22 protein-coding genes and 1 riboswitch are annotated in these 24,838 nt (G+C 47.4%); of the genes, 21 read left to right on the plus strand and 1 reads right to left on the minus strand.

Annotation, left to right across the window (positions count from 1 at the left end; genetic code table 11):
• The first annotated feature begins 22 nt into the window (after positions 1-22).
• The 16 genes from galU (at position 23) to ACUUJN_RS06145 (ending at position 19,869) form a co-directional block, all read left to right on the plus strand.
• The gene (galU, locus tag ACUUJN_RS06070) at positions 23-916 is read left to right on the plus strand and encodes a UTP--glucose-1-phosphate uridylyltransferase GalU (protein WP_013309151.1); all 894 of its coding nucleotides are present in this window, start codon (positions 23-25) and stop codon (positions 914-916) included.
• 16 nt (positions 917-932) lie between these two features.
• Entirely contained in the window at positions 933-1,631 is a 699-nt protein-coding gene (locus ACUUJN_RS06075; protein WP_023987417.1) for a sugar transferase, read from the plus strand.
• Complete coding sequence (locus tag ACUUJN_RS06080) at positions 1,631-2,566, plus strand: glycosyltransferase (protein WP_484669400.1); 936 nt, start codon at positions 1,631-1,633, stop codon at positions 2,564-2,566. The genes ACUUJN_RS06075 and ACUUJN_RS06080 overlap by 1 nt, the downstream gene beginning before the upstream one ends.
• 10 nt (positions 2,567-2,576) lie before the next feature.
• Positions 2,577-3,914, plus strand: coding sequence for an O-antigen ligase family protein (locus tag ACUUJN_RS06085; RefSeq protein ID WP_023987419.1), 1,338 nt, complete (start codon positions 2,577-2,579; stop codon positions 3,912-3,914).
• Positions 3,915-3,918: 4 nt separating this feature from the next.
• Positions 3,919-4,689, plus strand: coding sequence for a WecB/TagA/CpsF family glycosyltransferase (locus ACUUJN_RS06090; RefSeq protein WP_013309155.1), 771 nt, complete (start codon positions 3,919-3,921; stop codon positions 4,687-4,689).
• 5 nt (positions 4,690-4,694) lie between these two features.
• Positions 4,695-6,137, plus strand: a complete 1,443-nt coding sequence (locus tag ACUUJN_RS06095) for an O-antigen ligase family protein (RefSeq protein ID WP_023987420.1) — start codon at positions 4,695-4,697, stop codon at positions 6,135-6,137.
• A gap of 5 nt (positions 6,138-6,142) precedes the next feature.
• Positions 6,143-7,522, plus strand: coding sequence for a lipopolysaccharide biosynthesis protein (locus ACUUJN_RS06100; RefSeq protein ID WP_013309157.1), 1,380 nt, complete (start codon positions 6,143-6,145; stop codon positions 7,520-7,522).
• 22 nt (positions 7,523-7,544) lie between these two features.
• A complete protein-coding gene (locus tag ACUUJN_RS06105; RefSeq protein ID WP_023987421.1) occupies positions 7,545-8,384 on the plus strand; it encodes a glycosyltransferase family 2 protein in 840 nt (279 codons plus the stop codon).
• The gene (locus ACUUJN_RS06110) at positions 8,371-9,558 is read left to right on the plus strand and encodes a glycosyltransferase family 4 protein (RefSeq protein WP_069081245.1); all 1,188 of its coding nucleotides are present in this window, start codon (positions 8,371-8,373) and stop codon (positions 9,556-9,558) included. The genes ACUUJN_RS06105 and ACUUJN_RS06110 overlap by 14 nt, the downstream gene beginning before the upstream one ends.
• Positions 9,555-10,703 (plus strand): glycosyltransferase family 4 protein, encoded by a 1,149-nt coding sequence (locus ACUUJN_RS06115; RefSeq protein ID WP_484669401.1) that lies wholly within the window; start codon positions 9,555-9,557, stop codon positions 10,701-10,703. The genes ACUUJN_RS06110 and ACUUJN_RS06115 overlap by 4 nt, the downstream gene beginning before the upstream one ends.
• Before the next feature lie 28 nt (positions 10,704-10,731).
• Positions 10,732-11,832, plus strand: a complete 1,101-nt coding sequence (locus ACUUJN_RS06120) for a glycosyltransferase (protein WP_023987424.1) — start codon at positions 10,732-10,734, stop codon at positions 11,830-11,832.
• A 5-nt stretch (positions 11,833-11,837) separates the two neighbouring features.
• A complete protein-coding gene (locus ACUUJN_RS06125) occupies positions 11,838-13,166 on the plus strand; it encodes a UDP-glucose dehydrogenase family protein (protein ID WP_028543107.1) in 1,329 nt (442 codons plus the stop codon).
• A 659-nt stretch (positions 13,167-13,825) separates the two neighbouring features.
• On the plus strand, positions 13,826-15,202 hold the full coding sequence (locus tag ACUUJN_RS06130) for a sugar phosphate nucleotidyltransferase (protein ID WP_013309163.1): 1,377 nt from the start codon (positions 13,826-13,828) through the stop codon (positions 15,200-15,202).
• A gap of 155 nt (positions 15,203-15,357) precedes the next feature.
• Positions 15,358-15,438: riboswitch (cyclic di-GMP riboswitch) on the plus strand.
• A 13-nt stretch (positions 15,439-15,451) separates the two neighbouring features.
• Entirely contained in the window at positions 15,452-17,032 is a 1,581-nt protein-coding gene (locus ACUUJN_RS06135; RefSeq protein WP_075153887.1) for a glycosyl hydrolase, read from the plus strand.
• Between the two features lie 48 nt (positions 17,033-17,080).
• Positions 17,081-19,375 carry a hypothetical protein gene (locus tag ACUUJN_RS06140; protein WP_484669402.1) on the plus strand — a complete coding sequence of 765 codons (2,295 nt, stop codon included), beginning with the start codon at positions 17,081-17,083 and terminating at the stop codon, positions 19,373-19,375.
• Positions 19,376-19,686: 311 nt separating this feature from the next.
• Positions 19,687-19,869 (plus strand): hypothetical protein, encoded by a 183-nt coding sequence (locus ACUUJN_RS06145; RefSeq protein WP_484669403.1) that lies wholly within the window; start codon positions 19,687-19,689, stop codon positions 19,867-19,869.
• Positions 19,870-19,921: 52 nt separating this feature from the next.
• Here ACUUJN_RS06145 and ACUUJN_RS06150 read toward each other — a convergent pair whose 3' ends face one another.
• On the minus strand, positions 19,922-20,290 hold the full coding sequence (locus ACUUJN_RS06150; RefSeq protein ID WP_484669404.1) for a helix-turn-helix domain-containing protein: 369 nt from the start codon (positions 20,288-20,290) through the stop codon (positions 19,922-19,924).
• Positions 20,291-20,617: 327 nt separating this feature from the next.
• Between ACUUJN_RS06150 and ACUUJN_RS06155 the strand changes: the two genes are divergently transcribed.
• The 5 genes from ACUUJN_RS06155 (at position 20,618) to gmd (ending at position 24,804) form a co-directional block, all read left to right on the plus strand.
• Complete coding sequence (locus ACUUJN_RS06155; RefSeq protein ID WP_023987432.1) at positions 20,618-21,367, plus strand: YveK family protein; 750 nt, start codon at positions 20,618-20,620, stop codon at positions 21,365-21,367.
• Entirely contained in the window at positions 21,348-22,034 is a 687-nt protein-coding gene (locus ACUUJN_RS06160) for a CpsD/CapB family tyrosine-protein kinase (RefSeq protein WP_023987433.1), read from the plus strand. Before ACUUJN_RS06155 ends, ACUUJN_RS06160 begins: the two co-directional genes overlap by 20 nt.
• An 85-nt stretch (positions 22,035-22,119) precedes the next feature.
• A complete protein-coding gene (locus ACUUJN_RS06165; RefSeq protein ID WP_023987434.1) occupies positions 22,120-22,818 on the plus strand; it encodes a sugar transferase in 699 nt (232 codons plus the stop codon).
• Between the two features lie 36 nt (positions 22,819-22,854).
• Positions 22,855-23,793: a GDP-L-fucose synthase gene (fcl, locus tag ACUUJN_RS06170; protein ID WP_023987435.1), complete on the plus strand. Its 939-nt coding sequence runs from the start codon at positions 22,855-22,857 to the stop codon at positions 23,791-23,793.
• Between the two features lie 21 nt (positions 23,794-23,814).
• Positions 23,815-24,804, plus strand: a complete 990-nt coding sequence (gmd, locus tag ACUUJN_RS06175) for a GDP-mannose 4,6-dehydratase (RefSeq protein ID WP_023987436.1) — start codon at positions 23,815-23,817, stop codon at positions 24,802-24,804.
• Positions 24,805-24,838 lie beyond the last annotated feature (34 nt).

A 24,838-nucleotide genomic window follows, 5' to 3' on the forward strand; every position in this document is an offset into this window, starting at 1 on the left:
TGAAGCAAGGAGAATGAGTGCGATGACGAAAAGAGTGAAAAAGGCCATTATTCCAGCAGCAGGGTTAGGTACGCGCTTCCTCCCTGCCACAAAAGCGATGCCTAAGGAAATGCTTCCAATTATCAATAAGCCTACGATTCAATATATCGTGGAAGAAGCGATTGCTTCGGGTATTGAGGACATTATTATCGTTACGGGTAAAGGCAAACGTGCCATTGAGGACCACTTTGACAACGCATTTGAGCTGGAATCCAAACTGCTCGAGGACGGTAAGCTGAAACTTCTGGAGGAAGTACAGCGTTCTTCGGGAGTGGAAATTCACTACATTCGCCAAAAAGAACCCAAAGGTCTTGGACATGCGGTATGGTGCGCAAGACGCTTTATCGGGGACGAGCCGTTTGGTGTGCTGCTGGGCGATGATATCGTAACAGGTCAGAAACCTTGCCTGCGCCAGCTGATGGATCAGTATGAGGAAACTCAAAATTCGGTTATCGGTGTGCAACGGGTACCGCAGGAATTTACGAACCGGTACGGCATCATTGAACCGGATCAGCAGGACGGACGCTTGTACCGAGTGAATAATTTTATAGAAAAACCGGCTCCAGGCACAGCGCCATCCGATTTGGCTATTATGGGTCGCTACGTGTTCTCGCCGAAAATTTTCAAATATCTTGATCTTCAGGAAAAAGGAGCTGGCGGCGAAATTCAGCTGACGGATGCGATCCAAAAGCTGAATCAGAGTGAGCGTGTGTACGCCTATGATTTTGAAGGCACACGTTATGACGTGGGTGAGCGTCTTGGATATATTTTAACCACACTTGAATTTGCACTTGCCAGCGATGATTTGAAGTATCCGGTTATGGAGGCCATGAATGAATGGTTGAAAAAGACCGAGAAAGCAACCACGGCAGGTTGAGAGGGGGTACGTCAGCATGAGCATGGAAAATTTACCGGAGGACGGCGAGGCTGTCATGTCAGGTAAAGCGTTTTACATGCCATACGGAAATACACAAATTCAGGATAAAATGTCCTACCTGGTCACAAAACGCCTCCTTGATATGCTGCTGTCGTTCGTGGGCTTGATCGTCTTGCTTCCGCTTTTTGTAGTGGTAGGCGTTTTGATTAAGCTCGAAGACCCAAAGGGAAGCGTGTTTTTCAAGCAAACTCGGGTGGGCAAGAATGAGAAGTTATTCGATATGTATAAATTCCGTTCAATGGTGTCCAATGCAGAGGAACTGAAAAAGGACTTGATGGAGCTGAATGAAGTGAGCGGCGCCATGTTTAAAATTAAAAACGATCCTCGGATCACGAAAATTGGCAGTTTTCTGCGCAAGACGAGTATTGATGAGATTCCGCAGCTGTGGAACGTGTTGGTCGGCGACATGACTTTAGTCGGTCCGCGTCCGCCGTTGCCCAGCGAGGTCGAGCAATATTCCGATTATGATAAGCAACGCCTGATTGTAACACCGGGATGTACGGGTTACTGGCAGGTGAGCGCACGTAACAGTGTAGGCTTCGAAGAAATGGTGCAAATGGATTTGAAGTATATTCATGTTCGCAATACGTGGCTCGATTTGAAAATCATCATGAAAACAGGCGTTAAAATGCTGTTCTCCAAGGATGCTTACTGATGGATGCATTCAAGCGATGTCCTGCAGTGTCCGTCGTTATTTGCACCTATAACCGGGCGGACCTGCTGGAGAAAACGTTAATGTCCCTGCTGGAGCTGGAAGACCTTGCACTGGCTGAGATCATTGTGGTCGATAACCGATCCACCGATCATACAGCAGCGACGATCAAAAGGTTCACCGTCGCCCATGGTCAGAATATCCATCTCCGATATCATTATGAGCGCGAACAAGGATTGTCTGCTGCTCGTAATGCAGGTATTACGTTATCAAGAGCGGAAGTCATTGCTTTTCTCGATGATGATGCAATTCCGTGTGTTACATGGTTGCAAACGATTATGTCAGCATTCGGGAACAATCCTGAGCTGACGGCTATGGGTGGGAAAATTGACCCTATGTTTGAGACGGAACGACCGGGTTGGCTGACAGGCCCGCTTGAACTGCCTTACACGATTATTGATCTGGGCAAAGCCGTTCGTGAATATCCGTCGGGACTGAATCCATTTGGAGCGAATATGGCGATGCGCAAAACGGCTTTTGCTGCCGTTATGTTCCCGCTTCATCTAGGCAGAAAGGGAGATATCCTTCTATCAGGTGAAGAATCGTGGGTATTCGAGCAAATCCGTAAAAATGGTGGAACGATTATGTATCATCCACACATGTCTGTGGAACATTTTGTGCCGTCTTCACGGTTAACGAAAGAATGGATCATGAACCGCTACTATTGTCAGGGCATGTCTAACGCTGCTCAGGCCGTAGGTCTGCGCGGCAACGCGATGCTGATGGCGAAGACGGCAGCCAAAGTGTTATACATCACTTTGGATTCCCTGCTGGCACGTAGTGAGGGCAGGAAGCTGTTGAACCGGTGCAGGCTTGAAAGTATCCGTGGGACGCTGGATACACTGCGCAACCGGAAAAGCGAGTCAGCTGCGGGGTGAAAGATGGAACATGAGTAACTATCCTTGGACTACTAGAATAAACACCATACAGCATGTTTTTATTTTTCTACTGGGCGCTCTTGCTGTAGGAATTGCGGCTACCTATCAGCCGGTGGTCAGTATTGCGGCGGTATGTTTACTGCTCTTGCTGGCTGTTTCTATCCATCATCCGGAGCGCATCAGCTATGCTGTTTTGCTAAGTACAGCAGTCTCAGTCGATTCTCTGTATCAGGGTGGCGTGTTCGGTATTGAGATTTTGTCATTGTACAAATTGGGCATTTTGGCTCTGCTGGTGCCGTGCATGCTCGTGTATGGCATACGTCTCAAGTTCAGCTATCCGGTCTGGGCATTGGTGATCATGCTGGGGATCACATTTGGATTTTCAGCATGGCTGCCTTTGTTAACGACCTCGATTGCCGTCAAGGCGTTCGTCGGTTTATCACTCCCTTTCTTTTTTTTACTGATCCAGTGGAAAAAGGATGTGGCAGAAAAGCATATCCGACTGATCAGTTTGTTGCCCATTATTAGTGTGGTCATTGGACTGGGTTTGCAGGTTCTAGGGCTGCATTCGTTTACGGATGTAGAATTTACGGGCGCAGTCAGAGTACAAGGAGCGAATATACCGCCGCATCTGGCAATGCTCTCCTTTCTCGGAATTGCTGTCTCTCTAATTGAGGTCAAGCGTAAACCCAAGCAAGCCGCTTTTTATTACACTGTGTTGGCACTGAACTTTCTGATTCTGATCGCCACCGGTACACGTGGACCGATTCTGGCATTGTTATTAATGTTTGCTGTGTATCTGTTTGATATTGCCCGTCAGTACCTCAAGGGGAAAGTCAATTATTTGCTACCGCTGGCCGGATCGTTTTTGGTTGCTCTGGGGGCGGTGGCCCTGCAATGGAACAATTTAAAAAAACGCTCCTTCGAACGGGAGACCGATACAGGCATTGACCTGTCGGGACGCTCGGAGGCATGGGAATATTTTTTGAACAGAGTACATGATTACCCTTGGTCAGGGAGAGGTCTTGGCGCGGTAACGGTCGCGAATGACGGGACATTATTCAATGGCTTTGTTGTACCGCATAACGAGTATATACGCTTTTATTTTGACACGGGATATATCGGTTGCGGGCTATTAATGCTTTCATTGCTGATCGTGTTCGCTCTCATTTACCGGTCGCTTGCCAAGTCTATCAAACCTTATTTTGTAAGCTTAATTGCAGGCTTTCTGATCTACTCGTTTTCAGATAATACGTTGTCGACGGTTCAGATGATTATTCCATTTTGCTGGTATTTGAACGCGTTATACCAGACATCTACTCAAACCGATTTTCGCAAAGAGAAGTGATACGATGAGCAGAGTGAACATGTTCGATGTCAACTTTGATAATTACGATTTTAATGATCTACTCGAATTTATAGATACTTCTATTGAACATCAGCGTCATTCCTACATTTTGACCTGTAATGTCGATCATGTGATCAAGCTTCGCAAGGATGATGAATTCCGCAAGGTGTATTCGGATGCCGGAGCTGTAGTGGCCGATGGGATGCCTATCATATGGGCGTCCAAGTTACTGAAAAAGCCCCTCAAACAAAAGGTGTCCGGGTCAGATTTGTTCACTCGGCTGGGAGAGGCTTTTGAGGATCGAGGCTATCGGTTATTTTTTCTGGGTGCAGCTGACGGTATTCCTGAGAAGGCTATGCTCAATCTCCAGGAATCTTATCCGAACATGAATGTGGTGGGCTGTTACTCTCCTTCTTATGGCTTTGAGAAAAACGAAGAGGAGAACAGGCACATTGTCCAATTGCTTCAAGAGGCTCGCCCGGACATCGTTTTTGTAGGTGTAGGCGCCCCTAAACAGGAAAAATGGATTTACAGATATTATGAGACTTACCGCGCTCCGATTTCGATTGGGGTGGGAGCGACCTTTGATTTCCTGTCAGGAAATGTGAAAAGAGCACCGGAGCTGATGCAGAAGACGGGATTTGAATGGTTCTGGAGGTTGTCTCAGGAGCCTAAACGATTGTGGAAAAGATATTTGATTGAGGATTCCCAATTTCTCGTTCTGCTGTTTAAGGAGATGTTCAAGCGGAAGCGGATGAAGGGAGGTCAGGGGTGAGAAACATGAGTCGGTTGGCAGATCAGCAGATTTCCGTTTGGCTAGGAAATCGGCGTGGAATCAGCATGATCGGCATGGGATTGCTGGCTTGTATGCTGCCACTCGCCATCGGATTTGTCAGCGCCAAGATGAATCCCACCATGAGCCAGCAGGGAGCCATATTGCTGGCGCTCGTTTTTCCGGCCTTCCTGCTGGCGATCTTGCAATCGCGGCTACTGATTCCTTACACACTGGCAGTGTGGGCAGTAGGCCCGGAAATCCGCCGCATTGCGGATTGGATGGAGGGAACGTATCACTCGGTTTCCTTGTTGAGCGTGGCACCGCTGCTGGTAAGCAGTATGTTGATTATTCCTGTGTTGCGAGGCATTCATCAGGCGGAAAAACCCTTGACCCGAATTGCTGTATTTTTCGGCATAGAATTGGCCTACGGAAGTGTGGTCGGGTTATTCAAAAATGGTATTGTTTTTGCTTATGATTTAGCCAATTATGTGGTTCCTTTGATCCTGTTGCCTTATCTTGCGATTAAGCCCATGAAGGCGAAGGAGCTGGACCGACTGCTGTATTCATATGCCAACATTGCTGTTCTTGTGGCAATTTACGGCATTATTCAGTACTTGACGGTGCCTCCGTGGGATGCATTTTGGATGAATCATGTAGAAATGAATTCCATTGGTGTTCCAGAACCACTTCAAATCAGAGTATTTTCTTCCATGAACTCGCCCGGTCCCTGCGCTATTTTCCTGGCGATGGCACTTGTACCCATGCTAATGGAAAAACGTTGGCGTGGCACTTTGGGATGGATCGGAATCCTGCTGACGGTCGTTTGTCTCTTAATCACGCTGGTACGTTCAGCCTGGCTAATTGCATTCGTCATGTTACTGGCTTACATTCTCAGTTCATCTTCCAAGGGAAAGTGGAAAACCTTGTTTCAACTAGCTATAGTTGGCCTTCTTCTCTACATCATTGTTCCAAAACTTCCAGGGGCAGAAGGTTTGGTGGCTCGCATGCAGACGCTGACGGATATTCAGCAGGATCATTCGTACAATGAACGTTTGGATTTACTGCATACGATGCTTCCGGCGATTGCTGGCAATCCGGTCGGGCAGGGGATTGGGAGTGTAGGAATCGGAACCAAGCTTGATAACGGCGGCGATCTCGGCGAACTTGGGATTATGGATAATGGATATATCGCCATTTTCCTCACCTTCGGTATTTTCGGGGCATTCTTTTTCTTCGGTGGTCTCTTCGTTATCATCAAGCGCCTTCTCGCTCGTATTGCCGCACGAGATGCCAGTCAGCCTTATATCAGACTGGCGTTGGCTACGTGGGCCGGAGCTGTAGCCAGTCTCATATCAGATAATGGTTTCCCCGGTATGCGCGGCTATCTGATCTGGATGATGATCGGAATAGGACTATGGGCAAAAGATGTCATCGCGGAAAGAAGGTAAAGGCTGTGCAAAACTTACAAGCATTATCCGCACCTGTCCGGACACTATGGTCCACGGTGATTCGGTTTGCCAAAAGCAAGGATAACAGCTCTGCAGCAGTAAAAACGATGATATTCAGTATGCTGATTCTCGTCGTGAATATGCTGACTGGTGTGCTAACGGCACGATTCCTGGGTCCTACTGGACGCGGGGAACAGACAGCGATGGTGAACTGGTCCCAATTTCTCGCCTTCTGCATGAGCTTCGGTGTCCCGTCTGCATTGATTTACAATGCGAAAAGGAAACCGGAGGAAACGGGCAAGCTGTATGGTCTGGCCTTGCTACTGGCTACCATGTTCGGGGGCTTGGCGACACTCGTCGGAGTTTTTCTAATTCCTTATTGGCTGCGCTCTTTTTCTTCATCGGTCATACTTTTCGCGCAGTGCTCCATGATGATGTGTCCGCTCATAGCGATTTCACAGATCAATAATGCATTGCTTCAAGTTCGCTCGGAATATAAGCAGTACAATTTATTCCGGTATCTGGTACCGCTAAGTACACTGCTGGGTCTGGCGATTCTGATCTTAACCGGAAATATGAATCCGTACACCTCGGCATTGGCCTATTTACTGCCGGGCTTGCCGATTTATATTGGTGTCACGATACGAATGATTCGGCTGTACAAACCAAAGGTAAAGAACAGCTGGACGCAATTTAAAAATCTCTTTACCTACGGTATGGGTTCATACGGAAATGATCTCATGGGGCAGGTTTCCACTTATATTGATCAGATTTTGATTGCGGGTCTGCTCAGACCCGCTGATCTCGGTTTATATGCAGTAGCGGTCAGCTTGGCCAGGATGGTGAATGTATTTTCTACCTCGATCATTGTCGTGCTGTTTCCCAAAGCCTCCGGTCTGAATAAGGAAGAGGCGGTGGCCATAACATTTCGGGCATTTCGAGTGACATCAACGGCAACCTTTCTGGCTGCGGTGATGCTGATGCTGATTGCTCCGTTCGTATTTACATTGTTATACGGTCAAGAGTTTAAACAAGCGCTTACGGTATTCCGGTTCCTGGTGCTTGAGGTTGCTATCAGTGGGGGAACCATGGTGCTGGCACAACAATTTATGGCGTTGGGTAAGCCCAAACTGGTTACCATTCTACAGGGTGTCGGATTGGCGCTCGTCATTCCATTGCTGTCCATACTCGTACCGAAATATGGATTGACGGGTGCAGGGATAGCAATGCTGTCTTCGGGGATTCTACGGTTCATTTTCATTTTATGTAATGTTAAATTCGTTCTAAAAATGAAGATTCCAAGACTGCTTATTTCCAAACAAGATTTTCAATGGCTCCGATCAACGATGTCACACTACATCCGGAAAAAGCCAGTTAACGGTTAGATAAAGAAGGAGGCACCCGCTAATGAACCACATGTCTAGCGTTCCCGCGGACAACCGGATATCCGTAGTTATTATCGCTCAGGATGATGGCACTCGAATCACAGCCGCCATTAAATCCTGCAAGCCCTTTGCGGACGATATCGTCGTCATTGACGGAGGGAGCAAGGACAATACGATTCAGGTAGCTGAATCCTTGGGCTGTCGGGTGTTTTCTAACCCGTGGCCCGGTTATGCCAAACAGCGCATGTTTGGTGTTGAAAAAGCGGAATTTGATTGGATATTCCTGATTGATACGGACGAAGTAGTGGATGCAGAGTTGCTTGGAGACTTGTTGAAAGTAAAGGAAACGCTCCACGATCCGGCCAAAGCATATTCCGTATTCCGGATTGGAGATTTTCTCGGCAAATGGATGAACAAAGGCGAATACCTGGTTCGTTTGTACAATCGGCGTATTTATGGCATTACGAATAGTCTTGTTCATGAAATGCCGGATGTAGCCTCTTCCCAGATTGTCAATCTGGAGGGCGTGTTATGGCACTACGGCTTCCGCAGCATCAGTGATCATATGACCCGTTTTAACAAATATACAGATCTGGAAGCAGAGACGGCATTTAACAAAGGAAGATCCTTTCGGATTACCAGACTGTTGTGGCGGCCTCCTGCCCGCTTTGTGCAGAAGTATTTTGTCCAAGGCTTATACCGCAAGGGATTGGCGGGTTTTGCCGTAGCAGTATTCTGGGTGATGTATGAGTTTCTCGTCTGCTTCAAGCATTATGAGCTAACCAAGCGGCGAAAAAAGATAGAAATCGTGGATGACGGACATACCGAGCAGAAAGGAGAAACCAGCTATGTCGTACAATAACGGATTTCGTATTGCGGCAACGGGGCTTAGCTGGCCGTCCTTGCAGCCAGGAGGCCTCAACACATATTTCAAATCCATCTGCGAGCAGCTTACGTTAGAGCGCAATACGCTGGATGCTCTAATCTGTAGTGAAGAGCAGCCGCAGGCGCCCGACCGTATTCGAATTCATTCGATTGGCAGCAAGCAGCAATCCATGTGGAAGCGTCGAGAGCTAATGCAAAAATATGCAGCAGAGCTGTTCGATAAGCAACCGATGGATGTACTGTATTCCCATTTTGCTCCCTATGGTGTCGGACCGGCGCTGGAGGCGAAAAAAAGAGGAATCCCGGTAGTTACCACCTTTCACGGACCGTGGACGGAGGAAATGAAGATTGAAGGACAGGGCATCAAGCATTTGCTAAAAACGACGTTGGCCAAATCCATTGAAATGAAGGCCTACGGATTGGCGGATAAATTTATAGTGCTAAGCGAAACCTTTCGGGATATTTTGCATGAGCACTATAAGGTTCCACTCAGCAAAATTCATGTTATTCCTGGTGCGGCGAATGTAGAAAGGTTCCACCCGGCAGAGGATCAAGAAGCGGTGCGGAAGCGCCTGAATTTGCCGCAAAATGCGACGATTGTGCTCACCGTTCGTCGTCTTGTTAATCGAATGGGACTGCTACAGCTACTGGAAGCATGGAGACGAGTCACCGAGCGTCATCCTGATCATCTGTTGCTGATTGGAGGGAAGGGCCCCTTGATGGAGGAATTGGCTTCCAAGGTGGAGGAATACAATCTTCATAACCATGTAAGGCTGCTCGGTTATGTGTCGGATGAGGAGCTTCCACTGTATCACCAAGCATCGAATTTGTTCGTTGTACCCACACAGGCACTGGAAGGCTTCGGTCTGATCACAGTGGAGGCGATGGCCTCGGGACTGCCGGTGCTGGCGACTCCTGTGGGTGGCAACAAGGAGATTTTAAGAGGATTCCGTCCCGAGCTTTTGTTCAAGGGAACGGATAGTGAAGCCATTGCTGAAGGGTTGCTGCGTGTGCTGGATCATCGTGAACTTCTACCGAATGCAAGGGAATGCCGGGACCATGTCCTGAGCAGATATACATGGGGACATGTAGCGGAGCAGGTGGAAGAGGTGTTCCGACAGGTCCTTGATAGAAAGGCGGCGGCGAAATGATGAGAGTAGCTTATATTGACCATACGGCAAGATGGAGCGGCGGCGAAGTCGCTTTGTACAACATACTGACGAATATCGGGGAACATATCGACCCGCTCGTTATTTTGGCAGAGGAGGGCGATTTAGCAGATCGGCTTCGGCAGCGTGATATTGATGTGCGCATCGTTCCATTGGACGATTCGATTCGCAATCGGGGACGGAATGCCGTGAATCTAGGTGCGCCTGCAGCAGCTTTTCGTTTGCTGGCTTACGGTAGAAAACTTGCGCCCTTGCTGCGTGAGGAAAAGGTCGTGTGCGTTCACACGAACTCGCTCAAGTCTGCACTGTATGGTACAGTAGCCGCCAAATCGGCGAAGCTGCCCTTGATCTGGCATATCCGTGACCACATCGGTCCGCCGTATCTGAAGCCGATTGTGGCCAAAGGGATTCGGCTGATGTCCCGCTTTTTGCCCAACGGAGTGATTGCAAATTCCAAATCCACGCTGAGTGCGTTGGAGTTACCCCCGGACAAAAAGACGCTCGTCGTTTACTCTGCTTTTGCCAAAGCAATTACAGCACGTGACACGGCTGCGGATTCACGTGGTGATGACTCGTTTAACGTCGTATTGGTCGGCAGATTGGCGGAATGGAAGGGACAGCATATTTTACTGGAAGCGGCACGCTCCTTTTTACCGGATCAGCGCGTGAAATTCTGGCTGGCTGGAGATGCGTTGTTCGGAGAAGAGGAATACAAGCAACGATTAGAGTCCACGATGCGCGAATACGGGTTGACTAACGTCAATCTGCTGGGACACGTCGATGACATTCAAGGCCTGATGCAGCGTTGTGATTTGCTGATTCATACCTCTATTACACCAGAACCATTCGGTCAGGTCATTATTGAAGGCATGGCTGCGGGTCTCCCAGTGATTGCTTCCAATGAGGGTGGACCCAAGGAAACGGTGGTACCCCATGAAACCGGGCTGCTTATTGAACCGGGTGATCCGGCTAAGCTGGAAGAAGCCATCCGCTGGATGTTGGAGCATCCACAAGAACGTCAGCAGATGGGTGAGAGAGGGATGGAACGGGTCAAAAAGCATTTTGTCATCGAGAACACAGTTAAGGATATAGTTCATTACTATAAGGGTTTGTTGGCAGGAGTCTGACCGACATTCGCGTTAAAGGATGATTCAGATGAAAATAGCGATAGCACACGATTACTTAATCCAAATGGGCGGAGCGGAAAGGGTAGTAGAGGTATTCCACGATATGTATCCGGAGGCTCCTATCTTCACAACGGTGTTCAGCGACGACCGCCTGTCGCGTAACTTGAAGGATGCGGATATTAGAGCCACTTGGCTACAAAAAGTCCCAGGGGTGAAGGACAACTTCAAAGGAGTGCTGCCGCTGTATCCCATTGCTATACGTGATTTTGATTTTAGGGATTTCGACATTGTTTTAAGCTCCAGCAGTGCATTTATGAAAAGCATCCAGGTACCCAAACATACGTTTCACATTTGTTATTGTCACACACCGATGCGGTTTGCCTGGGATTACGATACATATATGGCCCGGCAGTCCAAATCCAACCTGCTCAAAAACATGCTCAAGCTGTACATGAACCGGTTGAAAACATGGGATGCCAAAACTTCTCGCAACGTAGACCAGTTTGTTGCCAACTCTTCGGTTGTTAAACGAAGAATTTTGCACTATTACCAAAGGGATTCGGATGTGATTTTTCCACCTATTAATACATCCCGTTTTAAACGCGCTACAAACATCGGTGACTATTACCTGATCGTATCCCGATTGGTGTCCTACAAGCGCATCGATCTCGCGATCGAAGCATTCAAACGTAACGGTCTCAAGCTGCGCATTGTGGGTGAAGGACCAGACCGTAAACGACTCGAAGGTATGGCTGCCCCGAACATTGAGTTCCTCGGCAGGCTTGAGGATGAAGAGGTTAACAAGCTGATGGCAGAATGCCGAGCGCTCGTTTTTCCGGGTGAAGAGGACTTCGGTATTACGCCTTTGGAGGCGAATGCGGCCGGACGGCCTGTCATCGCTTTTCAGGGTGGGGGAGCGCTGGATACGATTGTTCCTCATGTGAACGGCGTATTTTTCCGCAAGCATCAAGTAGAGGATGTGCTGGAGGCCGTCGAAAAGGTTGAGCAACATGCATGGAATGTGGACGATATCATTACCCATGCCCGCAAATTTGATGAAGAAAACTTCAAGGATCAATTAAAAAAGTATGTAGAACAAGCCTATGTGAACTTTCTAAAAGGAGGATGAACGGAATGAAGCTGGCTGTAATCGGTACTGGATACGTTGGGCTCGTCTCGGGTGTATGTTTTGCGCAAAAAGGTAATGAGGTGATTTGTGTCGATCTGGAGCAGCACAAAATCGACATGTTGAACCGGGCAGAATCTCCGATTTATGAACCGGGTATTGAGGAATTGATCGCGTTGAATCTGGAAGCGGGCCGGTTGGAGTTCACCTCGGATTTGGCCGATGCGGTACGCCGCTCGGATATCGTAATTTTGGCGGTAGGTACGCCTTCTCTGGCTAACGGCGAGGCGAATTTGTCGTACATTGAACAGGCGGCCGCTGATGTTGGGAAAGCCATGAACGGGTATAAGATTATTATGACCAAGAGTACTGTACCTGTCGGAACGAACGAAAAGATTAAGGACGTGTTGGCTCGTCACACGAGTTTGTCTTTCGATATCGTCTCCGCGCCGGAGTTCTTGAGAGAAGGCTCAGCCATCAATGATACGCTTCATCCGGATCGCATCATTATTGGTTTGGACAATACAGGATTGCGTGAAACCATGGTCACTCTGCATCAGGTCTTCACGGATAAAATCTATGTGACGGATATCCGTAGTGCTGAAATGATCAAATACGCGTCCAATGCGTTTCTGGCAACTAAAATTTCGTTCATTAACGAAATCGCTAATATTTGCGAAAAGGTTGGCGCCGATGTAACCTGTGTGGCTGACGGTATGGGTATGGACAAACGGATTGGCTCCTCTTTTCTACAAGCAGGGATCGGGTATGGTGGCTCTTGCTTTCCGAAAGACACAAATGCGCTTATCCAAATTGCAGGTAATGTAGACTATGAATTTAAGTTGTTGAAATCGGTGGTCGAGGTGAATACCGACCAGCGCTTTATGATTGTATCCAAGCTGCGCGAATCGCTGGGTCAACTGAACGGTGTGTCCATTGGCATTTGGGGCCTCGCCTTCAAGCCAAATACAGATGACATCCGCGAAGCTCCAGCACTGGAAATCGTAGAAACGCTCATTCAGGCAGGCGCTATTGTCAAGCTGTATGATCCTATTGCGATGGATAAATTCAAGGAGCGCGTGGATCACCCGAATATTGTATGGTGCTTGTCCCCACAGCAAGCCGCTGAAGGTAGCGACGCTGTGTGCCTGTTGACCGATTGGGAAGAGTTCAAAAAAGTTGATCTCGTACAACTGGCCTCCATTCTGCACAAACCGGTTCTCATTGACGGTCGTAACGTATTCGGTGAGGAACAGATCCAAGGCTCCGGGCTGGAATACTACTCCGTGGGTCGTCCGCGGATGAGTGGGTGGAATCGGGATAAGGTAGAGGTTTAAAAGTGACAGATTAAAAAGTGACTGTGGCGGGTTGGAGGCGCTGCGCGTTCCATTCGATCTTCCGATCGCTGTTGCAGTGGGATTCTTTGGATTATATAAAACATTCCAAGGTAAGAATCTCACTGCAAAGGCGAACGCTAGCGCTTCTCCAGATTCAAATGGACCGCTCCGCTGCTTTTCCCGCATAGAGTCACGGTTTTTAATCTCCCACCTTATGGGGTGGGAGTAGGAAGGGCGTATCGGAAGGAGCGGCGCGGTTGATGCCGCTCCTTCCGATCAAAGCGCCATGCGGCTGTACCGCGGCGCCGCTCCTGTGAAGCAAGGCAGGTAAACGCCAAGCGTGAGATTTTACAGGCTGATCGGACTTAATAATGTCCGGTCGTGCCTTTTGCAATAAACGGTATGATCGGCATGATGCATTTTTGAGTAGCGCAGGGATGGATTTGAATCTGGAGAAGCGGAGCGTTCGCCTGAAAGCTTTCCAAAGGAAAGCTCGCATCGGAAGCATAAGCTTAGTGGGATTCAAACCTATATAGATTTTATATAATCGAGTGAATCCCGGTCCAACAGCGATCATAAGATTAAATTCATACCGTAGCGGGTAGTCAACTCATCATCAGAACGATCATCCAACCAATATAGAGAGGAAGTGGAGAGTTATGAAGCTCGTACTTTTGTCTGGTGGTTCCGGTAAAAGATTATGGCCTTTGTCCAACGATTCCCGTTCCAAACAATTTTTGAAGGTACTGGAGAGCCCGGAGGGGATTTCGGAATCCATGGTACAGCGGGTATGGAGACAATTGGGAGACAACGGATTATCAGAATCCTCGTTTATTGCGACAGGGAGAGCACAGGTCGAAATGATCCAGAGTCAGGTCGGGCCGAATACGCGCATTATTGTTGAGCCGGAACGCAGAGACACCTTTCCTGCGATTGCGCTGACAGCGACTTATCTATATTCCATTGCAGGTGTTTCACCTGATGAAATTATAGCAATATTGCCTGTAGATCCTTATGTTGAGGATGCTTTCTTCGCTTCCGTAGCCCAGCTGGAACATACGCTTCAGGAGAGTGAAGGCAAGCTTGCTTTAATCGGGGTTGTCCCTTCCTATCCTTCAGAGAAATATGGTTACATTATTCCGAAAAACGATGCCACTCAAGGTAGCACAGGCTACCGTGAAGTGAGCCATTTTCAAGAGAAACCCGACCGGGAGCAGGCGGAGCGTCTGATTGAACGCAATGCTCTATGGAACTGCGGGGTTTTTGCATTCAAATTAAGTTATTTGCTGGATATCTTGGCATCCAAGGGGTTGCCGCTTAATTATGAAGAAATGCAAAAGCAATACGCATCTCTGGAAAAAATCAGCTTTGACTATGAAGTAGTCGAGAAGGAAAAGGACATCGTAGTTCTTCCGTATGATGGTTTTTGGAAGGATTTGGGTACCTGGAATACGCTCACAGAAGAAATGTCTAATCAACAAGTGGGCAGAGGTGTAGTAACGGAGGATTGCGTCAATACGAGCCTTATTAACGAGTTAGACATTCCTGTGGCGATCATTGGAACGAATGATCTGATCGTAGCCGCTAGCCCGGATGGCATTCTTGTGACCAATAAGGCAGAAAGTCCTCGCATTAAGGAAGTGCTCAAGGCTCATGATCAGCGTCCAATGTATGAAGAACGTCGTTGGGGACAGTATCGGGTTGTGGATTATGTCAAGTATGACGAGGGTAACGAGGTATTGACCAAACGAATCCGCGTACGGAAAGGCAAAAATATCAGCTACCAGCTTCATTTCAAACGAAGTGAAATCTGGACCATTATTAGCGGTGAAGCGGAAATTATTTTGAATGAGAAGCTGCACAAAGTGAAGGCTGGTGACGTAGTACGTATCCCTGAAGGGACGAAGCATAGCATTTTGGCAGTGACCGATGTGGACTTTATTGAGGTGCAGACTGGCTCTGAGTTGGTTGAAGAGGATATTGTCCGCTTTTGTATGGATTGGAATGAAATTTCCCGTCACCAATTTATCTCCTAATTATTTTCGTAAAAACGAAAAAAAGACGAATTCATGAAAATTCATAGCCTAAACTGTCGAAATTGGGCGAAAACCTGTAAATTCATGAACATGACCTATTAAATTTTGGTAAAAAAAAGTCGATACTTAGGGTAAGAAGGAATCCAAACTCCTTCCAACGATAAACGCAGCCCTGTCGAAAGGCAGGTACGCAAAGCTAAAGGGCCTTCCACAAGGATGGCAGCCTGGCTACCGAAAGGAAGAGCGAAAGTGAGATTCAATTTTATTCCTCTGTATCGACTGATACGTCATGTACTCCCCGTTGTTATGCTTTTTTCATTGTTGCCCGTCGGTTTTGGAGATTCTCTGTCTGTGGCGAATGCTGCTTCATTACAACCTGTTAATTCGGACGCTTCTACTCAGGCCCGTGAACTATACAATTATTTACTCAACATCTCAGGGAAAAAAATAGTCACCGGTCAGCATGATTATTTGGAAAGTCCAGATGAATTAAGTAACAAGGTCCAAAAAATCAGTCAGGCATATGTTGGTGTACACGGCTATGAGATGGGAGCTATCTCTGGTCAATCTGACGCTACGGAAGCAGCACAACGTAAAAATGTCGTCGATAGTGCTATCCGTTGGGACAGATCCGGTGGAATTGTGACGATGACTTTTCATGAAGCGCTACCAGGTAGGCCACTGACTTGGGCCAATGTACAGGCGAAAGTAAGTCAGGCGGAGTTCAACAAATACGTGACCCCAGGTACTACGCAGTATAACCTCCTCATTGCCGATCTGGATAAGGTCGCTGTATCGTTAAAGCAGCTTCGTGATGCAGGGGTTCCGGTTTTGTGGAGACCTTACCACGAAATGAATGGTGACTGGTTCTGGTGGGGAAACAAAACTAATTTCAATCAGCTATGGAATATCATGTATGACCGTTTTACAAACACACATCAATTGAACAATCTGCTGTGGGTATGGAGTCCGAATGCGCCCAATTCGTATACTGTCCCGTATACCCCAAAATACCCGGGGGATGACAAAGTGGACATTTTGGCAGTAGACATTTACAACAATGATTTTAAGCAAAGTCATTACGAAGGTCTGCTCGGGCTGGCACGGAATAAGCCGATTGCCATTGGGGAGCACGGTGAGATGCCTAGTTCTGAGGTATTGCAGGCTCAACCTAAATGGGTATATTCCATGACTTGGGGCAAGATGCTGACTGAGAATAACACAACAAATCAAATTCAGGATTATATGAATGATTCGAAGAGTTTGACGCGGGATGATGTGAAAAATGGGCTGGCAGCAATCGAACAACCTGGGACAGACGTACCGACCTTACCGGACGAGGGGCAAAGTGAGCCTATCCCGGCTCCGACTCCGGCTCCTCCTTCCGTTCCTGATGTGGTATATGTGAACGGGCTGCAGGGCGAATATTTTAACAATATGAATTTGAGCGGAAGTCCTGCTTTGATCCGTACAGATAGCAAGCTGGACTACAACTGGCGTGCCAATGCAGCTGATCCAAAGGTGAATGCCGATCAGTTCTCGGTTCGCTGGACGGGTAAAATCAAACCGCAATATAGCGAGACCTATACGTTCACAACGATATCTGATGACGGTATCCGTGTATGGGTAGATGGCAAGTTGGTTATTGACAGCTGGTTCAAACAAAGCTGGACAGAGCGTAAAGGTAGTATTACTTTGGAAGCAGGCAAAATGGTAGATTTAAAAGTGGAATACTATGATGAAAAAGGCGACGCGATGGCACGTCTAATGTGGGAAAGTCAGCATGAAGCGAAAGCGGTGATTCCCGGAAACGCTTTGTTTCTTCCTTGATTGATACTCTTTCCCGGTCAAAAAATTTGAGGAGAGAGGGTGGATCATATGATAAAAAAATGGTTATCCCATAGGTATTCAGTAGTTTTATCTGGACTACTAGCGGTCGTAGCTATAGCGATGATCGCTTGGTTTATATACACGCCTTCAAGAAGCGCAGAATTGCAGACGGATAAAGTAGCGGCTGCCAGTCCAGTATGGAAGCTGGGTCAGAGGGATGACTCTTCAGCGGAATTCAAAGGTGTGGTCGGTAGGGATAATATCGATATTTCTACAGCAGCTGCCTCTACCGAATCGTCTGCTAAAGGATCATTGTCAGCATTGTCGGAAGCAGAGAGTACAACAGTTCCGGTATTGCTCAGCAGTGGAGATATTCCTCCCGGTTTGAATGCGTCCACGAACCCTGAACTGACACTCCAGTATAAGCTGAATCAGATTCCTCCCAATGGTATGATATTCCGTGTTCGGATTTTGGATGCGGGCAAAGCAGTCCCGCAAATGGCTGTATTTTCAAATCATCAGCTGTCCGGTATTATTCAGATTGCCGGGGTTTCCGGTACTGGGAGTGCTTATAATTTCAAAAACAACTACGAGCTGTATATACCCAAAGAGCAATTGCAAAGCGGTGTTAACGTACTCAAGCTAAAGACAGCGCGCTGCCTATACTGCTCCTCTGCAGAAGATAAAAATGTGTGGTGGACTTGGGATGACTTGAGCTTGGAGACGTTAGCTTCACCTACGACCGAACCGGTACATGGTAAATATATACTGACCGGAACAAATGTGAACAATAAAGAATTTTATTATGATGAGGGTGCAGTTAAGCATTTACCATACGTTCTCAAGTGGCTGGGCATTGCTTATAGTGGCAACGTCATGAGGGTCACCTGTGCCAGTAATGTGGGCAAGGCCTGTACAGACGTGGATGATTACTATCAAACGTTAAAGCAGTATAATATGCAATCGTCTGCTTTGTATTTATATACAGGTGATATTAAGCTGCAAAAAGATGGTTCTCTACCAGAGACGGCCAAGCAAAAGTTGCGCGATTATGTAAAAAAATACGGTTCTTATCTTCAATATTATGAAGTAGATAACGAACCTGGATTATTTAATCGCTCCAAGGCGGTAAACCTGGCTGTGGCCAAGTGGTTGAATACAGAAGGCAAGCAATTGGCACCGCATCTCAAAACCGTAGCACCGGGCTGGGCCTACTGGCCAACGTACTCTACTAAGGCATGCAAAAATCAAACCGGAGGTACGCAAAAATGCGGTGACCCAGATGGATGGGAACGGGACCCGGCGCAACGTAAACAGCTGGAGGAAGTCACCGATCTGACCAATGGACACGCCTATGGTGAATCGTATAATGAAGAGGGCGGGGGTAGCTTCGTCCAAAATTTGAAAACCTTCGGCGGTTCGAGCAATGGACTGGCGAAAAAGATGCTGAATACGGAGTTCGGTACCAATGATACGCATCGAGACAATCCAGATTACGGGGCTAGTCAGCCACAAGCAGCCGCATTCGACCGGATTATGCGTTCGCAAATTGGGTTTGCCGATATGTTTATCCAGCACGCTGCTTTTTATAAGGATTATACGCTGTTTAAAACAGGCTTCGATCTGCAAAGTCATAATCCGGCCAACACAGAAATTTATCCGTTTGGGCAAGGGCAGGACACCCGCGTTAAGATCATGAGACGCTTGAGCTTAGCCTATGCCACCCATGGAAAACCTCTGACTTATACAGTGCTGAATCCAGAGGATACCAAGGATAAGATGGTGTATGTTCGTGCGGTGGATACGTCCAAGCTTAAACCGCTGGCAGGTAGCGGCGCTACTTCAGACAAATTGCTGGTGAATCTAGTGAATTTCGAAGCTACCACGCAGACAGTTCGTGTACGGGTAACGATGCCGAAAGCCGGTTTGTACACGGGTGAACGTTTTGGAGCGGGTTCTACTTACAGTCAGGCACAACGTTCCATATCAGGACTCAAGGCTTCTCCTGCCCTTGATTTTGAAGAAAAGCTGGGTCCTGGTGAAGCGGTACAATATATTTTGGAATTAAAAAGTACAGATCAAACCGCAGCTTCAGCTCCAACAGGGGTGAAGGCAGCCTCTGTTCAGGATGGGGCAGTAAAGATTAATTGGCTTCAGGCAGAAGGCGTATCTTCCTATGATGTGCTGCGTGCTGACGGGACCGACGGGGCTTATCAGGTGATTGCCTCGCAAGTAGCGGGAAGCACGTATACAGATCGGACGGTAAAAGCCGGAGGTCACTATGTCTACAAAGTTCGGGCGACCGGAGGCACTCAGGTTTCCCAGGCAGCCGAGGTCGCTTAATATCAGATCGGAATGTATATAGGACCTTAGATAACGAATACCTAACATCATTTCGAAATAAAACAAAAAAGAACCTATCAGGAGAAAATAGGACCTGACAGGTTCTTTTTTGTTGGAAAATCGTTCTGATTTGCCAATACTTTACGTATAATGAAGAAAAAAATAAGAAAATCCTTTTATATTCTCGCCATAAGACGACAACATTGCAGGTATGTATTCATATATAATAGTTTTGTTCATGACTATACATACATGGTTTGTGGGAAATTTCTTTCCGGTGACCAAGAATAATAAAGCGAGGTTAGTGCTGAATGAACAAGGAGACAGAATTAGGGGTGAACAACCCTCTTTTTCGAAACAACGTACAGAAAGCAGACAAAGCTACCATCCACTTGGACATCCGGGACATTTTGCTCCAATGTGGTATCACGATACCAGAATGGCTAGAAAGCGACGCTGATGGAAGCACATACCGGAAGGACAAGCGCGTGTAAATTCCAACGGCGGTCTTACTTGAGCGAGACGTAAAGCAGTCGGCCGCTTTCTTTATTCCATCATTCGTTCCATTCGGACAAATGCAATAAAACGTTTGGCTTCTTCCTCAGACAAGGTGCGTCCGTCAATGGTCAGGTTGAAACGTCGCAGAATATCCTCGTCGGACAGTTCAAGCTGGTCCACAAATTCCCTCACATCTGAATCCAATATTGCCACCGGATGGCTCGTACGTCCCACCAAGTAGTCAATCGTTACCCCAAAAATATCAGCGAGCTTGGTCAGGGTCTCAAAATCTGGCTTGCGCCTATTTTTTTCATAGTGAGAAAGAGCTGCCCGCGTAATTCCGAGGGATTGCGCTAGTTCCTCTTGTTTTAATCCCTTATGTTCTCGTAATTCAGCGATGCGGGTGCCATAATTCATCTGTTTTTCCTCCTGAAGGCAAGGTTAAGAAAGGTAAAAAAGCAATTTTACGCTTGACAAGATACGATTTGTATCATAAATTAGTTATGTAAGTTACATAACGTATCTTTATTTCATAGTTTTCACTTATGTCTTCGTTTATATACCCTAAGAGGCCACCGATGATTGAGCATTTTGTGCTTATTCGCTGGCTGGACCTTCTATGCGCTATTATACAACATTTTACTATAGATTAGAGGGTCATGCATCGTTCTTTTCCCCGTTATGCAGAGGATCAGTACAAGCGTTATTGCATCGAAAACAAGTCAATCAGGGAGGACTGGTCTTGTGCAGTTGAAAGAGTACATCCGTTTGATCCGTAAAAGAATGTGGTTGATTGGTAGCATCGTATTGCTGGTATGTACTGTAGTGGGCATAAAAAATGTATATTTTACCCCGCAGATTTACGAAGCTACCGCAAAGCTCATTATCAACCAGACGCCACGACCGGATCGTGCAGGTGTCGTTGATTACAGTGTAGTGCAAACGAATATAGCCTTAACGAACTCCTATAAGCAAATTATGATCTCCTCGGCGATTATGGATCAGGTGGTCGCCAGCTTCCCCGACCTTAAGGTCACTCCGTCAGCTTTGGCGTCAAAATTAAGAGTGAACACCGCAGGTGATTCACAGGTCATGGATGTAACAATCCGCGATTTATCGTATACGAAGGCTGTGAAAACCGTCAATGCGGTAGCCAAAGTATTCAAACGGCAAATCCCCTCTATCATGAAAATGGACAATGTCACCATCCTAAGCGAAGCCAGTCTGAATGATCCAGCAGTTCCCGTGAACAGTAATCCCGCTATACAGATATTTATTGCTTTTGCCACCTCTTTATTGTTGGGAATAGGCTTGGCGTTTTTGCTGGAGGTACTGGATGATACATTTAAGAATGAAGAGGATATTGAAAAAGAACTCGGTCTGCCTACCCTATCCCTGATTACGAAAATGAAAAAAGAAGATAAACGCTCCGACAGCTCCACTACAACTCCTAAACAGGTAGGTGAAGGGCAATATGCCGCGATTAATCAATAATCAGCTCGTTACATCCCTACATGCTCAGTCTTCCGTTTCGGAGGAGTACCGCATGCTTCGTACTAACATCCAGTTTTCTTCTATAGACGAGCCGATTGAGGTTATGATGGTGGCGTCCGCTCAGGCGGGTGAAGGTAGAACGGTCACGATTAGCAATTTGGCTGTAACCTATGCGCAAGAGGGGAAAAAGGTGCTGATTATGGATATGGATCTGCGTCGTTCCTCTTTGCACCATATGTTTGGTTTGCGTAATCACACGGGGCTGACACGGGTGCTTGCCAATCAACAGGCATGGCAGGATGTGGTTCAGGAAACCGGGATTGACCATCTGCATGCAATTACAGCCGGACCGAACCCGCCCAATCCGTCCGAGATGCTCAGTTCCCGCAGAATGAATGCTCTGCTGGTTGACCTAAAAGAACATTATGACGTGATCTTAATGGATACGCCGCCGTTGCTGTCCTTTCCGGATGGCTTAATTATAAGCGCTATGTGTGACGGAGTCATTCTGGTGGTGCAGGCAGGGAAGGTCAAAAAGGATATCGTCAAGAAAGCAAAAGCGAATTTGGAAAGAGTAAAGGCGCGCATTCTGGGTGTAGTACTTAATAATGTGAAGCGTTCGAATACCCGCGCCGAGCGGGGGATGGAGGAACGCAATCTGACATGAATAAAAAGGAGGAAAATGATAGTATATAAAATTCTTTTAACAATGTATAAATAATACTTATCAATAAGGAGCGAGGTGATGAGACGTGTCTTCTTCCCGCTCGAACGAGGCCGAAGTGCTGGGCGCGTCAGTGGATGTTTATTCGGTTGCTCATGGGCTTGAACGGCGGCAAGGATGGAACGTATACCCGTTCGTGAAGCGAAGCATGGATATTATATTGTCTTTCATTGGAATCATCGTGCTATGCCCAGTATTTCTGCTTGTCATTTTGCTGATTAAGCTGGAGGACCCAAAAGGCAGTGCAATATTTTATCAAGTACGTATTGGAAAAAACGAGCGGCCGTTTCGCATGATCAAATTTCGTTCTATGGTGTCTGATGCCGAAGCCAGATTGTCTGCACTGCTGGTGGAAAATGAAATTGAGGGTGCGATGTTCAAAATGCGGGACGATCCCCGAATTACCCGTGTGGGTCGCTTTCTTCGCAGAACGAGCATCGACGAGCTGCCACAACTGTTCAATGTACTACGTGGGCAGATGAGTCTGGTAGGACCCAGACCCCCATTGCCAAGAGAAGTCCATGATTACACAGTGAGGGATAAGCTGCGTCTGACGGTTACACCGGGCTGCACTGGTCTATGGCAGATCAGCGGTCGTAATCATCTAAGCTTTAACCAGATGGTAGAACTGGATTTGGAGTACATATCCAGACGCAGTTTCCGCACAGATATGATCATTATGCTGAAAACATTTCGTGTGCTGCTAGGCTCCAAGGATGCGTATTAAAGTCTTTCATTTTCACGAAGAAGGTAGGGGATAAGTATGGATCTTCATTCCAACATATATGTAGCAGGGCATAACGGACTGGTGGGTTCCGCTATTGTCCGAGCGCTTCAGGATGCGGGTTACCGTCATATTATTACTCGCACAAGCCGTGAGCTGGATCTACGCAATAAAGAGGCAGTAGATCATTTTTTTGAAACAGAGCCTGTGGATTATGTATTTCTGGCAGCGGCCAAGGTTGGTGGGATTTTGGCGAATAACGAATATCCGGCTGATTTTATCCGTGACAATCTGCTTATACAAACGAATGTGATTGATGCGGCATACCGGGCGAATGTAGGCAAGCTGTTATTCCTCGGCTCTACTTGTATCTATCCTAAATTTGCTCCGCAGCCGTTGCGGGAAGAATATCTGCTTACAGGTGAACTGGAGCCTACTAATGAGGCCTATGCAATTGCTAAAATTGCCGGGATTAAAATGTGTCAGTCTTACAACCGTCAGTATGGAACCCGGTTTATTTCTGTGATGCCGACGAATTTATACGGTCCGGGCGACAACTTTGATCTCCAGACCTCTCATGTGCTGCCTGCGCTCATCCGCAAGTTTCATGAAGCCAAGCTGAATCAATCTCCGACTGTCGAAGTATGGGGCTCAGGTACGCCGCGGCGAGAATTTCTTCATTCTGATGATTTGGCTGAAGCCTGTCTGTTCCTGATGAACAATTATGAGGGAAATGAAATTGTAAATATCGGCGTAGGTGAGGATATCTCTATTCGTGAGCTGGCTGAACGAGTGAAGAATGTAGTCGACTATGAGGGAGAAATTACCTTTAACACCTCCGCTCCTGATGGAACGCCGCGTAAGTTGGTAGATGTATCCCGAATTTCCGAGCTGGGTTGGTCGGCGCGTATTTCACTAGAAGAGGGATTAAAGTCTGTGTATCAGGCATTTCAAGGTCTGGATCTGGTTGAACAATAAAAAAACGGTGGGGGAATGGGAATGAAAAAAGCGCTGATCACAGGGATTACCGGACAAGACGGGTCCTATCTGGCTGAGTTGCTGCTGTCCAAGGATTATGAGGTGTACGGGGTGCGCAGACGAACCAGCACACCGAACTTTGAAAATGTAGCGCATATCCAGAATGACATCCACTGGCTTTCCGGTGATATGACCGATCTGGCTTCATTGATCGAAGCCGTCCGTCAGTCCGACCCGGATGAGGTCTACAACTTGGCTGCTCAATCCTTCGTAGCGGCCTCATGGCCGCAGCCGTTGGCTACAGGTCAGATTACAGCGCTGTCTGTCACCAATATGCTGGAGGCGGTTCGAATTGCCAAACCGGAAGCGCGCTTTTATCAGGCGTCAAGCAGCGAGATGTTCGGTAAGGTGCTGGAGACACCGCAGACAGAAACGACTCCGTTTTACCCACGTAGTCCCTACGGTGTCGCCAAAGTATACGGCCATTGGATTACAGTGAACTATCGCGAAAGCTTTAATATGTTTGCTTGCTCTGGCATTTTGTTCAATCACGAATCCCCACGCCGAGGACTGGAATTTGTAACGCGTAAGGTGTCGGATGCGGTAGCTCGCATCAAGCTGGGGTTGCAGCAGGAGCTGCGCATGGGAAATTTGGATTCACTGCGAGACTGGGGTTTTGCAGGGGATTATGTAAAGGCGATGTGGCTGATGCTTCAGCAGGATCAACCGGATGATTACGTCATTTCCACGGGAGAAATGCATTCTGTGCGTGAACTGCTGCAAATTGCCTTTTCCCATGTAGGCCTAAATTATGAGGATTACGTCGTGATCGATCCTCAATTTGTCCGTCCGGCAGAGGTAGATCTATTGCTCGGCGATTGTGCCAAGGCGAAAGAAAAGCTGGGCTGGCGATTGGAAGTAGGCTTCGAGCAGCTCATTCATATGATGGTGGATACAGACTTGGAGCGGGTAAAAAGGCAGGCTGCAGTTGAAGCTTCTGTCGTCGTGTAAGAGATGGAGAGGCCATCCGCCTGGGCGGGGGTCT

The organism is Paenibacillus sp. LRG-1 (assembly GCF_057220305.1).

What these genes read in the sequence shown, in the direction of transcription:
- galU (WP_013309151.1), top strand. Translation starts at nt 23, where the DNA reads ATGACGAAAAGAGTGAAAAAGGCCATTATTCCAGCAGCAGGGTTAGGT.
- ACUUJN_RS06075 (WP_023987417.1), top strand. Translation starts at nt 933, where the DNA reads ATGAGCATGGAAAATTTACCGGAGGACGGCGAGGCTGTCATGTCAGGT.
- ACUUJN_RS06080 (WP_484669400.1), top strand. Translation starts at nt 1,631, where the DNA reads ATGGATGCATTCAAGCGATGTCCTGCAGTGTCCGTCGTTATTTGCACC.
- ACUUJN_RS06085 (WP_023987419.1), top strand. Translation starts at nt 2,577, where the DNA reads ATGAGTAACTATCCTTGGACTACTAGAATAAACACCATACAGCATGTT.
- ACUUJN_RS06090 (WP_013309155.1), top strand. Translation starts at nt 3,919, where the DNA reads ATGAGCAGAGTGAACATGTTCGATGTCAACTTTGATAATTACGATTTT.
- ACUUJN_RS06095 (WP_023987420.1), top strand. Translation starts at nt 4,695, where the DNA reads ATGAGTCGGTTGGCAGATCAGCAGATTTCCGTTTGGCTAGGAAATCGG.
- ACUUJN_RS06105 (WP_023987421.1), top strand. Translation starts at nt 7,545, where the DNA reads ATGAACCACATGTCTAGCGTTCCCGCGGACAACCGGATATCCGTAGTT.
- ACUUJN_RS06110 (WP_069081245.1), top strand. Translation starts at nt 8,371, where the DNA reads ATGTCGTACAATAACGGATTTCGTATTGCGGCAACGGGGCTTAGCTGG.
- ACUUJN_RS06115 (WP_484669401.1), top strand. Translation starts at nt 9,555, where the DNA reads ATGATGAGAGTAGCTTATATTGACCATACGGCAAGATGGAGCGGCGGC.
- ACUUJN_RS06120 (WP_023987424.1), top strand. Translation starts at nt 10,732, where the DNA reads ATGAAAATAGCGATAGCACACGATTACTTAATCCAAATGGGCGGAGCG.
- ACUUJN_RS06125 (WP_028543107.1), top strand. Translation starts at nt 11,838, where the DNA reads ATGAAGCTGGCTGTAATCGGTACTGGATACGTTGGGCTCGTCTCGGGT.
- ACUUJN_RS06130 (WP_013309163.1), top strand. Translation starts at nt 13,826, where the DNA reads ATGAAGCTCGTACTTTTGTCTGGTGGTTCCGGTAAAAGATTATGGCCT.
- ACUUJN_RS06140 (WP_484669402.1), top strand. Translation starts at nt 17,081, where the DNA reads ATGATAAAAAAATGGTTATCCCATAGGTATTCAGTAGTTTTATCTGGA.
- ACUUJN_RS06145 (WP_484669403.1), top strand. Translation starts at nt 19,687, where the DNA reads ATGAACAAGGAGACAGAATTAGGGGTGAACAACCCTCTTTTTCGAAAC.
- ACUUJN_RS06150 (WP_484669404.1), bottom strand. Translation starts at nt 20,290, where the DNA reads ATGAATTATGGCACCCGCATCGCTGAATTACGAGAACATAAGGGATTA.
- ACUUJN_RS06160 (WP_023987433.1), top strand. Translation starts at nt 21,348, where the DNA reads ATGCCGCGATTAATCAATAATCAGCTCGTTACATCCCTACATGCTCAG.
- fcl (WP_023987435.1), top strand. Translation starts at nt 22,855, where the DNA reads ATGGATCTTCATTCCAACATATATGTAGCAGGGCATAACGGACTGGTG.
- gmd (WP_023987436.1), top strand. Translation starts at nt 23,815, where the DNA reads ATGAAAAAAGCGCTGATCACAGGGATTACCGGACAAGACGGGTCCTAT.